The sequence below is a fragment of the Pseudomonas sp. JV241A genome, assembly GCF_900275665.1.
Classification (GTDB): domain Bacteria; phylum Pseudomonadota; class Gammaproteobacteria; order Pseudomonadales; family Pseudomonadaceae; genus Aquipseudomonas; species Aquipseudomonas wadenswilerensis.
In genome coordinates this window covers 68,478-82,401 of record NZ_OPYO01000037.1, presented here as the reverse complement: position 1 = coordinate 82,401, position 13,924 = coordinate 68,478, and the positions used below count along the sequence as shown (strand labels likewise).

The window sequence follows — 13,924 nt, the reverse complement described above, 5'->3', positions numbered from 1 at the left end:
AAGGGGCAAAACGCCATCTACCCCCCGGGATTGGGGAAGGGGCTAGCGCCCGTTTGCGTCTATGCTTACAGAATCAACGACATAGCACAGCGATTTGCGCGGTATCACGCCTGGCACGAAGCATGCGTAAGCCTCTACAAGGCCGCACTTCTGCCGGGTCGGGAAACCGGGCCAGCAATGCTTCAGGGAGTGGACCTTGGTGAACACAGTATTGGTAGTCGATGACGAACAGACCCTTGCCGGCAATATCCAGGCGTACCTGGAAGCCCAAGGCCTGAACGTCCATGTTGCCCACGACGGAGCAAGTGCCATCGGCCTGGCCGAGCGCACCACCCCTGACGTGATCGTGCTGGATTATCGCTTGCCCGATATGGAGGGTTTTCAGGTTCTGGACGCTGTGCGCAAACGCAGGGATTGTCATTTCGTGCTGATCACCGCCCACCCGACCGCCGAGGTCCGTGAGCGGGCCGGCCAACTGGGTGTCAGTCATATCCTGTTCAAGCCGTTTCCCCTGGCGGAACTGGCCCGCGCAGTCCTCGACCTGATGGGCATCAAGCGAGAAAACCGACGCGTAGCCGACACGGACACAGGGTTCGTCGAACGACGCCAAAGCAGGAGTGAGAGTTTCCCCCTGCAGCTGTTCGACGGTAGCTGGGTCCTGGCCGATCGCCGACGTAATGGCGCACGGCCGCCGGGGCCCGACGACGACCAGCTGCTCACCGGGGAATGACGCGCGAGCAGGGCTGAACCAGGCTCTCCGCGCCCCGCGTTGGAGAGCAAGCCATGGAACCGTTGTCGCTCGTTCCTTCCGTTGTTGCCAGCACCCCGGCGCCCCTTGGCCGCGCGTTGCTGGCCCAGGCCAGGGCCAGTGCCGAACTCAGCGGCGAGCGCCTGCTCGATACCCTGCAAGCACTCAGCGGTCTTGAACCTGCCGATTTCGTCCAGTGCCTGGGCGCCACCCTGCATTACCCGGTGCTCGATGGCCCGTCGCTGTTTGCCGCCATGCCCTTGTTCGAACGGGTCAGCCTGGCGCAGTGCCTGAAACGCGAATTCATCCTCCTGCAACATGCCGGCATGACCCTCGGAGTGTTCGCCGACCCCTTCGACAACGCCCGCCTGGCCTGGATCGACGAGTGCCTGCAAGGTGCGCCGCTATACCTGGTGCAAGCCGCCGAACTCAAGGGCTTTCTCGCCCGCCACGAAGAAAGCTTTCACGCCGTCGATTCACTGGACACCGAAAACGAAACGGTCAACGAGCTCGACAGCCTGCAGAGCCTGTCGTTGGCCAGCATCAGCGAAGACCAGAGCCGGGTGGTCAAGCTGGTCAACTCGACCCTGTACGACGCCCTGAAGATGCACGCCAGCGACATCCACCTGGGCGTGACCGGCAGCGGCCTGGTGATCAAGTACCGCATCGATGGCGTGCTCAACAGCATCAGCAAGGTCAGCGGCAGTGAGTTCGCCGATCAGGTGATCTCGCGGATCAAGGTCATGGCCGAGCTGGACATCGGCGAAAAACGCGTGCCCCAGGACGGCCGCTTCAAGATCGGCATCAGCGCCCGGCAGATCGACTTCCGGGTCTCGATCATGCCGAGCATCTTCGGTGAAGACGCGGTGCTGCGGGTGCTCGACAAACAGGACCTGGCCGACCGCGTCAGCGGCGTGCAACTGCAGGCTCTGGGCTTTGAAGAGCAGACCCTGCGCAGCCTGCGCCGCCTGGCCAGCGAACCCTACGGCATGATCCTGGTCACCGGCCCCACCGGCAGCGGCAAGACCACCACCCTCTACGCCATGATCAGCGAGATCAACCATGGCGTGGACAAGATCATCACCATCGAAGACCCGGTCGAATACCAGTTGCCGGGGGTGCTGCAGATCCCGGTCAACGAGAAGAAGGGCCTGACCTTCGCCCGCGGGCTGCGCTCGATCCTGCGCCACGACCCGGACAAGATCATGGTCGGTGAGATCCGCGACCCGGACACCGCGCAGATCGCCGTGCAGTCGGCGCTCACCGGGCACCTGGTGTTCACCACCATCCATGCCAACAACGTCTTCGATGTGATCGGCCGCTTCAGCCAGATGCAGGTCGACCCCTACAGCTTCGTCTCGGCGCTCAACGCGGTGCTGGCCCAGCGCCTGATTCGCCTGGTCTGCCCGCACTGCGCCGCCCCTCAGCAACCCACGGATGACGAACTCGGCGCCTCGGGCCTGGAGCCCGGCCAGGTCGGCCATTACCGCTTCGTTCACGGCAGCGGCTGCGGCCAGTGCCGGGGCAGCGGTTACCGCGGGCGCACGGCGATTGCCGAGCTGCTGCACCTGGACGACGACCTGCGCCAGATGATCGTCGAGCGCAAGCCCCTGGCCCAGATCAAGACCCTGGCCTGTCAACGCGGCCTGCGCCTGCTGCGCAGCTCGGCGCTGGAACTGGTGCGTGATGGCCGGACCACCCTGGAGGAGATCAATCGTGTCACTTTTATCGCCTGATCGCTTTATCGCCGTGCTCGGCGCCCAGGGTGTGGGCTTGGGCCAACGCCAGGGCACCCGGCAACAGTGGCTCGGCAGCCTGGACTTTAGCGCCGAACGCAGCCAGGCCTGGGCGGTTGCCCTGGAGTCGCTGCAGCACCTGCTGGCTGAACAACCGTGCAAAGGCGCACAGTTGCAAGTGTTGCTCTCGGCCCAGTACAGCCGCTTCTGCCTGGTGCCCTGGAGCGCCGCCATCAGCCGTCCGGACGAGCTCCAACAGTACGCCCGCGCCTGCTTCGAGGCGCATTACGGGCAGAGCCTGGAAGGCTGGCGCATCGTCGTCTCGCCCGAAGCCGCCGGTTGCCCGCGCATCGCCAGCGCTACGCCGCAGGCCTTGCTCGATCAGCTCGATGCCCTGTGCCGCAGCCTGGGGCTGCGCCTGCGCTCGGCACGGCCTTACCTGATGGCGGCCTATAACCACTTTGCCGATCAACTGGGGCAGGGCGACTTTCTCTTCGTCCTGGCCGAGCCGCAACGCAGTGTCTGCCTGCTGGCACAGAACGGCGCCTGGCAACAGGTCAGCGCCCAGGGCTGTGCTGACAGCGACCAGGCCCTGCACGCCTTGATTGCCCGCCAGGCCGAGCTGCACCAGGGCCACGGGCAGTTGCCGGTGTACCTGCATGCGCCCGGTCGCCTGGAACAACCGCCAGCGCTGCAGGGTGTGCAGCTGTGCGAGCTGGCGCCCACCCCGTTAGCGGTACGCGACGTGCTGTGCAGCATGTCCCGGGCGGTGGCCTGAGATGCGCCGCCTGATGCTGGATTTGCAGCCCGCCCGTACCGGTCTGCCTGCCTGGGTGCTGTTGGCTGCCGGGCTGAGCCTGCTGCTCGGCGCCGTGCTACTGCAGCACGGCCTCGATCAACAACAGGCCGACCTTGAGCAGCACCTCGAACAGCTCGACCGCCAACTGGGTAAACGTCCGCAGGCCGGGCAACCGCTCAATGCCGCGCAAAGCCGCGAGCAGGCCGAGAAACTGGCGCAGATGCGTAGCGTCTCGCAGCAACTGCAACGGCCTTGGGAGCGGCTGTTCGGCATGCTCGAAGGTCTGCCGCAAGACGACATCGCCTTGCTCACCCTGACCCCCGACGCGCGCAAGGGCCAGTTGCGCATCAGCGCCGAGGCCCGCGACCTGGAAGCCATGCTGGCCTTCCACAAGCGCCTGGAAGCCAGTGCCGAGCTGCGCGATGTGTCGCTGCTCAACCACGAAATCATCGCCAAGCAGGCCGAGCATCCGGTGCAGTTCAACCTGTCGGCCACCTGGGAGAACGGCAATGCGCATCCCTAGCCTGATCCTTCATGAACGCGCCCGCCAGCTCGGTGTAGTCGGCCTGGCCGGTGCCGGGCTGCTGGTCCTGGCGCTGCTGTACGGCGTCACCGTGCTGCTGGCGCAATGGCAACAGCTGCAACAGCTGGAGCAACAACGCGATCAGGCCCTGGCGCAGGTCGCGCAGTTCAAGCAGGGCACGCGGAAGCTGCCGCAGGTGCCACAGCACGAGCTGGAAGATTTCCACAAGCAGCTGCCGGCCCAGCCCCACGCCACCGTGGCCATCGACCGCATCTACGCCCTGGCCAAGGCCGAGCAGATCACCCTGGCCCGCGGCGAGTACGCCCTGGGTGTCGACCCCAAGACCCAGCTGGCGCGTTACCAGATCCTCCTGCCGGTGCGCGGCAGCTACCCGCAGATCCGCCGCTACGTGCATGCCTTGCTCGGCCAGCTGCCGGCGCTGGTGCTGGAAGACATCGACTTGCAACGCAAGAAGATCGGCGACCGCGAATTGACCGGGCGCCTGCGTATGACCCTTTACCTGTCGAGGTCATGATGAACACTCAACGCAGCCTGGCCTGGCTGGTTTTTCTCGGCACCGCCGCGGTGCTGGCCTGGGGGCCAGGGTACTTCTTCGAAGAGGCGGCTGAAGACGGCGAGGCAGGTATTGTCGTTACCAGCAAGGCCGTAGCAACCGAGACAGCGCTGGCGCAGAAAGACGCCAAACCCGCAGCCCTCAAGCCTCGCGACCTGTTCCCGAGCAAAAGCTGGAAGCCGGCGGTGCAGATGACCACGGTCACCGAGCAACCCGTCGCCATGGCCCCGGTGGCCTTGGCGCCTGCCGTGCCAGCCCTGCCATTCCAGTTCGTTGGCCGCCTGGATGATCGCGACGATCAGCAGGTGTTCCTGCAAAGCGGCGAAAAACTCTATGTCGTGCGTCGCGGCGACGTGATCGATGACACCTACCGGATCGAGCAGATCTCCGCCACGGAGCTGAGCCTGGTCTACCTGCCGTTGCACCTGTCCCAGACTTTGTCTGTAGGGAGCGCACCATGAATTTGCCAAGGCTCAGCCACAAAGCGCCGTACCTGATGCTTGCCCTGTGTGTCGCCCTGGCCGGTTGCGGCACCGCCGGTGTGCGCAAGGACGCCCAGGCCCTGATCGGTGAAGGGCAATATGAGGCCGGGATCGCTCAGCTCGAAGAAGCGCTCAAGCAACACCCGCGCGACACCGAGCTGAACATCGCCCTGATCCAGGGCCGGCGCCAGGCAATCGAAGCGCTGCTGACCCAGGCCGACAGCGACCGCAGCCGCCATGATTTCGGCGGTGCGCGCAGCGGCTACGGCCGGGTGCTGACGCTGGAGCCGAACAACCGCCGGGCCCTGGATGCGGTACGCCAGATCGAACAGATGCGCAACCTTGGCGAGCGCATCGCCCTGGGCCAGGCGGCGCTGCGTGGGGGCGATCTGTTCGGCGCCGAGCGGCACATGCGCGAAGTGCTGCTGCTCGACCCGCAGAACGAAGGCGGCCTGGCCCTGCGCAAGGACATCGAGCTGGTGCAAAGCCGCACCGCCCAGCCCAACCCGCAACTGCGCAGCAAGCTCGAACGGCCGGTGACCCTGGAGTTTCGCGACGCCAACCTGAAGACCATCTTCGAGGTGCTGTCGCAGGTGGCGGGGCTGAACTTCATCTTCGACAAGGACCTGCGCCCGGACATGAAGGCAACCATCTTCGTCCGTGACGTGCGTATCGAAGACGCCGTGGCCCTGCTGCTGGAGCAGAACCAGTTGCACCAGAAGGTGGTGAACGACAACACCCTGCTGATCTACCCGGACTCGCCACAGAAGACCAAGGATTACCAGGAACTGGTGATGCGTACCTTCTACCTGACCAGCATCGATTCCAACACTGCACTGAACCTGGTCAAGACCATGCTCAAGACCCGCGACGTATTCGTCGACGAGCGCCTCAATACCCTGACCATGCGCGACACCCCCGATGCCGTGCGCATGGCCGAGAAACTGTTGCAGTCCCAGGATCAGTCCAACCCGGAAGTGGTGCTGGAAGTGCAGGTGATGGAAGTGGCCCGCTCGCGGATCCTCGAGCTCGGCCTGCAATGGCCCAACACCTTCGGCTTGCTCAACGCCGACGGCAACCCGGTGGGCATTCTCGACCAACTGCGCGGCATCAACTCCTCGCGCATCAGCATCGCGCCGGCACCGCAAGCCAAGATCAACGCCCAGGACAACGACATCAACACCCTGGCAAGCCCGGTGATCCGCGTCAGCAACCGCGAGCAGGCGCGCATCCACATCGGCCAGCGGGTACCGATCATCAGTGCCACCTCGGTGCCCTCGACCCAGGGCCCGGTGATCACCGAAAGCGTCACCTACCTGGATGTCGGCCTCAAGCTCGAAGTGACCCCGGTGGTGCACCTGAACAACGAAGTGGCGATCAAGGTGGCCCTGGAAGTCAGCAACGCCAAGCCGCTGGAGCCGACCCGCCAGGGCACCATCCCGGTCCAGGTCGACACCCGCAACGCCCAGACCAGCCTGCGCCTGCACGACGGCGAAACCCAGGTACTGGCGGGCCTGGTGCGTAACGACCAGGGCGCCAGCGGCAACAAGATCCCCGGCCTTGGCGACATTCCCGGCCTGGGCCGGCTGTTCGGCAGCAACCGCAGCGACAACAGCCAGTCGGAGCTGGTGCTGTCGATCACCCCGCGAATCATCCGCAACCTGCCGTACCAGAGCCCGTCGGACATGGAATTTGCCACCGGTACCGAAACCAGCATGCAGATCCGCAACCTCAACCGCAGCGTCGAGGTGGAGGACGAACAGACGCTGGTGGCGGTACCTGGCGCGGTGAGGCCCTGAATCATGAAACGGCCGATGGCAGGTTTCAGCCTGATCGAAGTGATGCTGACCCTGGCGCTGCTCGGGTTGCTGGCCTCGATTGCCGCGCCGCTGACCGAGACTCTGGTGCGGCGCAACAAGGAGCAGGCGCTGCGCACTGCGCTGTACCAGCTGCGCGATGCCATCGATGCCTACAAGCGTGCCTTCGACGCCGGCTACATCGAGAAATCCCTCGATGCCAGCGGCTATCCGCCGAACCTGCAGGTACTGGTCGATGGCGTGCGCGATGTGCGTAGCGCCAAAGGTGCGAAGTTCTACTTCCTGCGCCGGATTCCCCAGGACCCGCTGGTAGCAGCGCGCAAGGACGATGAGCAGGGCGGCTGGGGGCTACGCGCCTACGACAGCTCGGCGCAGAACCCGCGCGACGGCCAGGATGTTTTCGACGTGTATTCCAGGGCCCGTGGCAAGGGCCTCAACGGCATCGCCTACGGGCAGTGGTGAGCATGATGAAACGCAGCCAGGGCTTTACCTTGATCGAGTTGCTGGTGGTGATGGCGATCATCGCCACCCTGATGACCATCGCCATGCCGCGCTACTTCAACAGCCTCGAAACCTCGCGCGAGACCACCCTGCGCCAGAGCCTGGCGGTGATGCGCGAGGCGCTGGACCACTACTACGGCGACTCCGGCCGCTACCCCGAGTCGCTTGAACAGTTGGTGGAGCAACGCTACCTGCGCAGCGCACCGCTGGACCCGATCACCGAACGCCGCGACCTCTGGCAGGTGGTGGCGCCGCCCGAAGGCGTTGCCGGTTCCGTCGCCGACATCAAGAGCGGTTCAACCGGGAGGGCCCGTGATGGCAGCCTTTATGCCGAGTGGTAATGCCGGGCAGGCAGGCTTCACCTACCTGGGCGTGCTGCTGCTGATCGCCGTCACCGGCATGGCCCTGGCGGCCACCGGCACGCTGTGGTCGACCGTCGCCCAGCGCGAGCGCGAACGCGAGCTGCTATGGGTCGGCGGCCAGTATGCCCAGGCCCTGCGCAGCTACTTTCGCAGTTCCCCGGGCCTGGCCCAGTACCCGCAGAGCCTTGAGGAACTGCTGGAAGATGCCCGCTATCCCGAGCCCAAGCGGCACTTGCGCAGGCTGTACCTGGACCCGATCACCGTCAGCGACGACTGGGGCCTGCTGCGTTCGATCGACGGGCGCATCACCGGCGTCTACAGCCGCTCACAGGCCATGCCGCTCAAGCAAACCGGCTTTGCCGCCCAGTGGTCGGAGTTCGAGGGCCTGGAGCACTACAGCGACTGGCAGTTCGTTGCCGAGAAGGCCTTTGCCGAGACCGCCGCCGGCGCACGCAAGGGCCTGGCCCAGGGAGCCGGGCAATGAACCGCCGCCTGAGTGCCTTGGCCCTGGCCCTGGTGCTGCTGGCCGGCAGCGCCAGGGGCGGCGCCGAGGACGAGATGATGGGCTTTATCGTCGACAACACCATTTCGCACATCGGCCACGACTTCTATTACAGCTTCGCCGAGCGGCTGCGTGCCACCAGCCGCCTGGATTTCAACCTGGTGGTACGCGAACGGCCCGATCCGCGCTGGGGCAGCCTGGTGACGGTCGAGTACGAGCAACGGGTGGTGTACCGGCGTTTTCTGCCACCCAACACAACTGAGCTCAAGGACGCCGCCTATGAGGCTGCGGACCTGGTCAAGGCGCAGATTATCCAGCGCAAGCTGCAGATGCTGCTGCAGGACACCACTGATCTGGAGAGGGATGAGTTATGAACAACAACAAAACCTGCAGCCTGGCCTCCCTGGTATTGCTGGCGGCCCTCGCCAGCCAGGCCAGTGCCACCGAACTGGTCTACACCCCGGTCAACCCGGCGTTTGGCGGCAACCCGCTGAACGGCACCTGGCTGCTCAACAACGCCCAGGCGCAGAACGATCATGAAGACCCGGCCATCAAGGACCGCGCCTCGGCGTTCGCCAGCACCTCGGCGCTGGAGCGCTTCACCAGCCAGCTGGAGTCGCGCCTGCTGTCGCAGCTGCTGACCAACATCAACAACGGCAACACCGGCAGCCTGCAGACCGACGCTTTCATCATCAACGTCATCGACGACTCGGGGGCCCTGAGCATTCAGGTGACCGATCGGGTGACCGGTGAGATTTCGGAAATTCAGGTCAACGGCCTGAACCCTTGAAGGGCACAGGACAACGGGGAGAAACAGCCATGAAACGATTTCTGAGCACACTGCTGATCCTGGCCGCCTTGCAAGGCTGCAGCCTGCGCGAACCGATGCCGGCCGAACAGGACAGCGAAAGCCCGACCCTGACGCCGCGGGCCTCGACCTACTACGACCTGCTCAACATGCCGCGGCCCAAGGGCCGGCTGATGGCAGTGGTGTATGGCTTTCGCGACCAGACCGGGCAATACAAGCCGACCCCGGCCAGTTCGTTTTCCACCAGCGTCACCCAGGGGGCGGCGAGCATGCTGATGGATGCCCTGCAGGCCAGCGGCTGGTTCGTGGTGCTCGAACGCGAAGGGCTGCAGAACCTGCTGACCGAACGCAAGATCATTCGCGCCTCGCAGAAAAAGCCCGATACGCCGGTGAATATCCTGGGTGAACTGCCGCCCCTGCAGGCGGCCAACCTGATGCTCGAAGGCGGTATCATCGCCTACGACACCAACGTGCGCAGCGGCGGCGAGGGCGCACGTTACCTGGGCATCGACCTGTCGCGTGAGTACCGGGTCGACCAGGTCTCGGTCAACCTGCGGGCGGTGGATGTGCGCAGCGGCCAGGTGCTGGCCAACGTCATGACCAGCAAGACCATCTACTCGGTCGGGCGCAGCGCCGGGGTGTTCAAGTTCATCGAGTTCAAGAAGCTGCTGGAAGCCGAGGTCGGCTACACCACCAACGAGCCCGCGCAGCTCTGCGTGCTGTCGGCGATCGAGGCGGCGGTCGGGCACTTGCTGGCCCAGGGCATTGAACGGCGCTTGTGGCAGGTGGCCGGGGATGGTGCGGGGGACAAGGCGGTGCTGGATAAATACCTGAGCCAGTACCAGAGCCCATGAAACCCATCGCTGGCAAGCCAGCTCCCACAGGTTTGGCGGCGTACACAGATCAATTGTGGGAGCCGGCCTTGCCGGCGATGCAAGGCAAAGCCTTGCCAGTCAGGTTTACCTCAATGGGTGGGGCAGCCCTGTTCCTTGACGATCCGCTGGGTCGACGCCGGGTTGTTGACCAGCTTGGCCACCGAGCGCGCCGGGCGCTTGACCAGCTCACCGCCGCAATTGGGACACTGGCCCTTGAGCTGACGCTCATTGCAGTCGCGGCAAAAGGTACATTCAAACGAGCAGATCAACGCGTCCGGGCTCTCGCCGGGTAGATCAGTGCCACAGCATTCACAGTTCGGGCGCAGTTCGAGCATGGTCAGGTCCTCGCAGGCGGATCGGAATCGTCAGTGTATACGCTCAGGGCCGGTACAGGTGGGCATGCCCGGCGCGGTACAGCGCCGACTCCGAGAAGGTGTCGTTACCCAGCACCCGGCCCACCAGAATCAGCGCGGTACGGCGAAAATCCTTGGCCGCGGCCAGCTCGACAATCGTCTCCAGGGTCCCCAGCACCCAGTCCTGATCCGGCCAGGTCGCCCGGTGCACCACGGCAATCGGGCAGTCAGCGCCATAGTGCGGACGCAGTTCTTCGACGATTTTTGCCAGGTGCTTGACCCCCAGGTGCACAGCCAGGGTGGTCTGGTGGCGGGCAAGGTCGGCCAACTGCTCGCCAGCGGGCATCGGTGATTTGTCGGCGTAGCGAGTGAGGATCACGCTCTGGGCGATGTCCGGCAAGGTCAGCTCGCAGCCGAGCAGGGCGGCGCTGGCTGCAACGGCGGTGACGCCGGGGACGATCTCGTAGGGAATGCTCAGCTCGCGCAGGTAGCGGATCTGCTCGCCGATGGCGCCATACAGGCTGGGGTCGCCGCTGTGCACCCGGGCCACATCATGGCCCTGATCATGGGCGCGCTTGATCGCCTCGATGATCTGCGCCAGGTGCAGTTCGGCGCTGTTGATCAGGGTCTCGGCGCGGTGACCTTCCAGCACTGCGGCCGGGACCAGGGAGCCGGCGTAGATGATCACCGGGCAGCGCTGGATCAGGCGCTGGCCCTTGACGGTGATCAGCTCCGGATCGCCGGGGCCGGCGCCGATGAAATAGACGGTCATGGGGAGTCCTTGCGGGGAAAGTGCTGATTATCAGCGAAAACCGCTGGTGCAGGCCAATGCCAGGCTGGCGTCGGCCTGCAGGGTGCGGGGTACCAGTAGGCGGGCCGGGCTGCCAAGCTGCTCGGCCAGGGCCAGGGCGGCGCTCTCGGCCACGCCATAACAGCCACTGTGCCGGTAAGCCACCGCAGAACGATGGCTCAGGCGTTGTTCGAAAACAGCCAGTTGCGCCGCACTGAAGAACAGCAGCGGCACGCCCAGGCACCGGGCCAGTTCATGCAGGCCGGGTTCGTCGTGCTTGAGGTCGATGCTGGCTAGGCCCATGACCGCGCCGGGCGGCAGGTCATGGGCGAGCAGGGTACGCGTGAGCAGGTCGCTCAGGGCGTCGGCCGGGCAGCCGCGACGGCAACCCAGGCCGAGGTACAGCTGCATCCGTTCAGGCCTGGCTCGAACGGCGATACAGCCAGGCACTGATCAGGCCCAGGGCCAGCCAGAACGCGGCGTTGGTCAGCAGCGAAGCGACCTTGAACTCGGCTTCCAGGGCTTCTGGGGCGAGCATCTGGTGGACTTCAGGCTGCGGCGCGCCAATCACGTGAGGCACCACCAGCAACACTGCACCGACTATCTTCAGCAGCCAGTTGTGGGCGAACACGATCAAGGCCAGACCGACGGCGGTGGCGGCAGCCGTGCCGACCCACCAGGCTTGGCGCTGGGCCAGGTCGGCGGCAGCAGTACCCGGCAGCTCCGGGGGCAGGCCCAGGGTCGGCGCCAGGCAGAACACGGCAAAGCCGCCCAGGCCCCAGAGCGCGCCGCTGATCACGGTCTTCGGTGCGCGCAGGGTGTAGAGCGCGGCGAGGATCAGGGCGAAACCGACCGCCACCACCAGGTTGCCGCCGGTGGTCGACAGCACCCGCTGCCAGCCGTCTTCCGGCGACCAGGCTTCGCTGTCGTGATGATGCTCGGCGGTACCGGCCGCATGTTCATGGGGCGCCTCGACCGCAGGCGCGGCGCTTTCATAGGTTTCCGCCTGGAGAATCAGCGGCGCGACCCAGAAGCTTTGCAGCAGGGTCAGCAGCAGGGCGGCCAGCAGGCCGGTAAAGCCTGCAGTACTGGCGATACGCTTGATCATCGGGGCAGCACTCAGTGGCAAGGGAAGGCGGCGCTGTGGCGGGTATCGTGGGCGGCGTTATGCACCGCTTCGATGTGCGAGAAACCGGCGAAGTAGACCAGGCACAGGCCCAGCAGCGAGGCGCCGACAGCAACCAGCAGGCGCTGGCTGAGGCTTGAAGGGGTAACGGCTTCATTACTGGCGGTACTGGTACGCATGGCGCTTTCCTCTTGGTGTTGTCGGCAACAGGCAAGCGCAGCCAACCCCTGCACGAGGATCGCCCAGGGGGTGTAACAGCGCCCGCCCACCGCGGGTTTGTTCGGTCAAGCGTCGGGCCGGTCTCCGGGCTGGTGAGGGTTGGCAGCTGGCCACACCACAGGCGTCACCTTCCCATGCCAGGCAGCGGGCACAGTGGTTCTGACGCTTTTCTCACTTACCGTTGCGGGGGCAGCACCGGACTTGTCGTACACCTAATAAAGGAGTGTATGACGCACCGGTTTCCCAGTTTCACCCTCAAGGGGCACCCAAACGAATGGCGTTAGCAAATCACGGGCGCGGGCAGGCGTCAATCGTGACAGCAGTTGACCGCTCACCGGGCACTGCGTAGCCTAGCCGCTTCGAGGTTCTTCGGCGCTGGCCGAAGCTAAGACGGGAACGCGGTTGAAGCCGCGGCTGCCCCCGCAACTGTAAGCATTGAAGCGTTCGACACAGCCACTGCACCGCGTGCGGGAAGGCGTCGTTCGACTGGCCCTGGCGCCGGTGCAATGCAAGCCAGGAGACCTGCCTCGGACAGTTTCCGACATTCAACCGGGCGGGGTGATCCGGTGGCGAACAGGCCAGGTGCGTGACACCTTTGGCGCTCGTCCCGCATGCCCGCCATCCTGCCAAGGGCATCGACATGAAAACACTGGCCAAACTCCCCGTCACCATCGTTACCGGCTTCCTCGGCTCGGGCAAGACCACGCTGCTGCGGCATATGCTCGACAACGCCCAGGGGCGGCGCATCGCGGTGATCGTCAACGAGTTTGGCGAGCTGGGCATCGACGGCGAAATCCTCAAGCAGTGCAGCATCGGTTGCAGCGAAGAAGAGGCCAACGGCCGCGTCTATGAGCTGGCCAACGGCTGCCTGTGCTGCACCGTGCAGGAAGAGTTCTTCCCGGTGATGCGCGAATTGGTGGCCCGTCGCGGCGACCTCGACCATATCCTCATCGAAACCAGCGGCCTGGCCCTGCCCAAGCCCCTGGTGCAAGCCTTCCAGTGGCCAGAGATTCGTAACGCCTGCACGGTCGATGCGGTGATCACCGTGGTCGACAGCCCGGCCGTCGCCGCCGGCACCTTTGCCGCCTACCCGGACCAGGTCGATGCCCAACGCAAGCTCGACCCCAACCTGGACCACGAATCGCCGCTGCACGAGCTGTTCGCCGACCAGTTGGCCAGCGCCGACCTGGTGGTCCTGAACAAGGCCGACCTGATCGCTGCCGACGACCTGGCCAAGGTGCGCGCCGAAGTCGTAGAAGAGCTGCCACCGGCGGTGAAGGTGATCGAAGCCAGCAGCGGCCGTCTGCCGCTGGACGTGCTGCTGGGCCTGGGCGCCGAATCCGAGGCACATATCGATGGCCGCCGCACCCACCACGATTCGCACCACGACGGTGACGATCACGACGACCATGATCACGACGCCTTCGACTCGATCTCCATCGAGCTGCCGCAAGCCGACGAAAGCCTGCTGCTCGATGCCCTGACCCAGTTGGTCGTGCAGCACGGCATCCTGCGGGTCAAGGGCTTTGCCGCTATCCCGGGCAAGCCGATGCGCCTGCTGATCCAGGGCGTGGGCACCCGTTTCGACAAACACTTCGACCGCGCCTGGCGCAGCGAAGAGCCGCGCACCACGCGCCTGGTGCTGATTGGCCAGGAACTGGATGCGGCACAACTGGAAGCGAGCCTGCGCGCCGCCCTGGGCGCTTGAC

The 13,924-nt window shown here is 65.2% G+C and carries 19 protein-coding genes and 2 riboswitches; of the genes, 14 read left to right on the top strand and 5 right to left on the bottom strand.

Translation table 11 applies throughout. The features are described from left to right. The first annotated feature begins 196 nt into the window (after nt 1-196). The 13 genes from JV241A_RS25325 to JV241A_RS25265 are packed head-to-tail and all read left to right on the top strand — an operon-like array spanning nt 197 to nt 9,706. Complete coding sequence (locus JV241A_RS25325; RefSeq protein WP_115086791.1) at nt 197-730, top strand: response regulator; 534 nt, start codon at nt 197-199, stop codon at nt 728-730. A gap of 53 nt (nt 731-783) precedes the next feature. Continuing rightward, nucleotides 784-2,484, top strand: coding sequence for a GspE/PulE family protein (locus JV241A_RS25320; protein ID WP_115086790.1), 1,701 nt, complete (start codon nt 784-786; stop codon nt 2,482-2,484). Continuing rightward, entirely contained in the window at nt 2,435-3,262 is an 828-nt protein-coding gene (locus JV241A_RS25315; RefSeq protein WP_134065037.1) for a hypothetical protein, read from the top strand. Before JV241A_RS25320 ends, JV241A_RS25315 begins: the two co-directional genes overlap by 50 nt. A gap of 1 nt (nt 3,263) precedes the next feature. Then, nucleotides 3,264-3,806, top strand: coding sequence for a pilus assembly protein (locus JV241A_RS25310; RefSeq protein ID WP_134065035.1), 543 nt, complete (start codon nt 3,264-3,266; stop codon nt 3,804-3,806). After that, nucleotides 3,793-4,341: a type 4a pilus biogenesis protein PilO gene (pilO, locus tag JV241A_RS25305; protein ID WP_134065033.1), complete on the top strand. Its 549-nt coding sequence runs from the start codon at nt 3,793-3,795 to the stop codon at nt 4,339-4,341. The genes JV241A_RS25310 and pilO overlap by 14 nt, the downstream gene beginning before the upstream one ends. Continuing rightward, nucleotides 4,341-4,841: a hypothetical protein gene (locus tag JV241A_RS25300; RefSeq protein WP_115086786.1), complete on the top strand. Its 501-nt coding sequence runs from the start codon at nt 4,341-4,343 to the stop codon at nt 4,839-4,841. The genes pilO and JV241A_RS25300 overlap by 1 nt, the downstream gene beginning before the upstream one ends. Further along, nucleotides 4,838-6,661: a secretin N-terminal domain-containing protein gene (locus JV241A_RS25295; protein ID WP_134065031.1), complete on the top strand. Its 1,824-nt coding sequence runs from the start codon at nt 4,838-4,840 to the stop codon at nt 6,659-6,661. The genes JV241A_RS25300 and JV241A_RS25295 overlap by 4 nt, the downstream gene beginning before the upstream one ends. A gap of 3 nt (nt 6,662-6,664) precedes the next feature. Further along, a complete protein-coding gene (locus tag JV241A_RS25290) occupies nt 6,665-7,141 on the top strand; it encodes a type II secretion system protein (protein ID WP_115086784.1) in 477 nt (158 codons plus the stop codon). A gap of 5 nt (nt 7,142-7,146) precedes the next feature. Then, nucleotides 7,147-7,521 (top strand): type II secretion system protein, encoded by a 375-nt coding sequence (locus JV241A_RS25285; protein WP_115087115.1) that lies wholly within the window; start codon nt 7,147-7,149, stop codon nt 7,519-7,521. Continuing rightward, entirely contained in the window at nt 7,496-8,026 is a 531-nt protein-coding gene (locus JV241A_RS25280; protein ID WP_115086783.1) for a type II secretion system protein, read from the top strand. Before JV241A_RS25285 ends, JV241A_RS25280 begins: the two co-directional genes overlap by 26 nt. Then, entirely contained in the window at nt 8,023-8,418 is a 396-nt protein-coding gene (gene csgE / locus JV241A_RS25275) for a curli production assembly/transport protein CsgE (RefSeq protein WP_115086782.1), read from the top strand. Before JV241A_RS25280 ends, csgE begins: the two co-directional genes overlap by 4 nt. Then, nucleotides 8,415-8,834, top strand: a complete 420-nt coding sequence (locus tag JV241A_RS25270; protein WP_115086781.1) for a curli assembly protein CsgF — start codon at nt 8,415-8,417, stop codon at nt 8,832-8,834. The genes csgE and JV241A_RS25270 overlap by 4 nt, the downstream gene beginning before the upstream one ends. A gap of 29 nt (nt 8,835-8,863) precedes the next feature. After that, nucleotides 8,864-9,706, top strand: coding sequence for a CsgG/HfaB family protein (locus tag JV241A_RS25265; protein ID WP_115086780.1), 843 nt, complete (start codon nt 8,864-8,866; stop codon nt 9,704-9,706). Nucleotides 9,707-9,816: 110 nt separating this feature from the next. Here JV241A_RS25265 and JV241A_RS25260 read toward each other — a convergent pair whose 3' ends face one another. From JV241A_RS25260 to JV241A_RS25240, 5 genes are read right to left on the bottom strand one after another with little or no spacing between them, the layout of a single operon-like run. Further along, a complete protein-coding gene (locus tag JV241A_RS25260) occupies nt 9,817-10,062 on the bottom strand; it encodes a DUF1272 domain-containing protein (RefSeq protein ID WP_134065029.1) in 246 nt (81 codons plus the stop codon). 43 nt (nt 10,063-10,105) lie between these two features. Further along, nucleotides 10,106-10,852 carry a precorrin-4 C(11)-methyltransferase gene (gene cobM, locus JV241A_RS25255; RefSeq protein WP_134065027.1) on the bottom strand — a complete coding sequence of 249 codons (747 nt, stop codon included), beginning with the start codon at nt 10,850-10,852 and terminating at the stop codon, nt 10,106-10,108. Between the two features lie 30 nt (nt 10,853-10,882). Beyond that, entirely contained in the window at nt 10,883-11,281 is a 399-nt protein-coding gene (locus JV241A_RS25250) for a cobalamin biosynthesis protein (protein ID WP_115086777.1), read from the bottom strand. 4 nt (nt 11,282-11,285) lie between these two features. Further along, nucleotides 11,286-11,978, bottom strand: coding sequence for a CbtA family protein (locus JV241A_RS25245; RefSeq protein ID WP_115086776.1), 693 nt, complete (start codon nt 11,976-11,978; stop codon nt 11,286-11,288). An 11-nt stretch (nt 11,979-11,989) separates the two neighbouring features. Next, nucleotides 11,990-12,175 (bottom strand): CbtB domain-containing protein, encoded by a 186-nt coding sequence (locus tag JV241A_RS25240; protein WP_115086775.1) that lies wholly within the window; start codon nt 12,173-12,175, stop codon nt 11,990-11,992. Between the two features lie 97 nt (nt 12,176-12,272). Continuing rightward, nucleotides 12,273-12,500, bottom strand: a riboswitch (cobalamin riboswitch). A 60-nt stretch (nt 12,501-12,560) separates the two neighbouring features. Further along, a riboswitch (cobalamin riboswitch) is annotated at nt 12,561-12,760 on the top strand. 95 nt (nt 12,761-12,855) lie between these two features. Between JV241A_RS25240 and cobW the strand changes: the two genes are divergently transcribed. Continuing rightward, nucleotides 12,856-13,923: a cobalamin biosynthesis protein CobW gene (cobW, locus tag JV241A_RS25235; RefSeq protein ID WP_115087114.1), complete on the top strand. Its 1,068-nt coding sequence runs from the start codon at nt 12,856-12,858 to the stop codon at nt 13,921-13,923. Nucleotide 13,924: the final 1 nt, after the last annotated feature.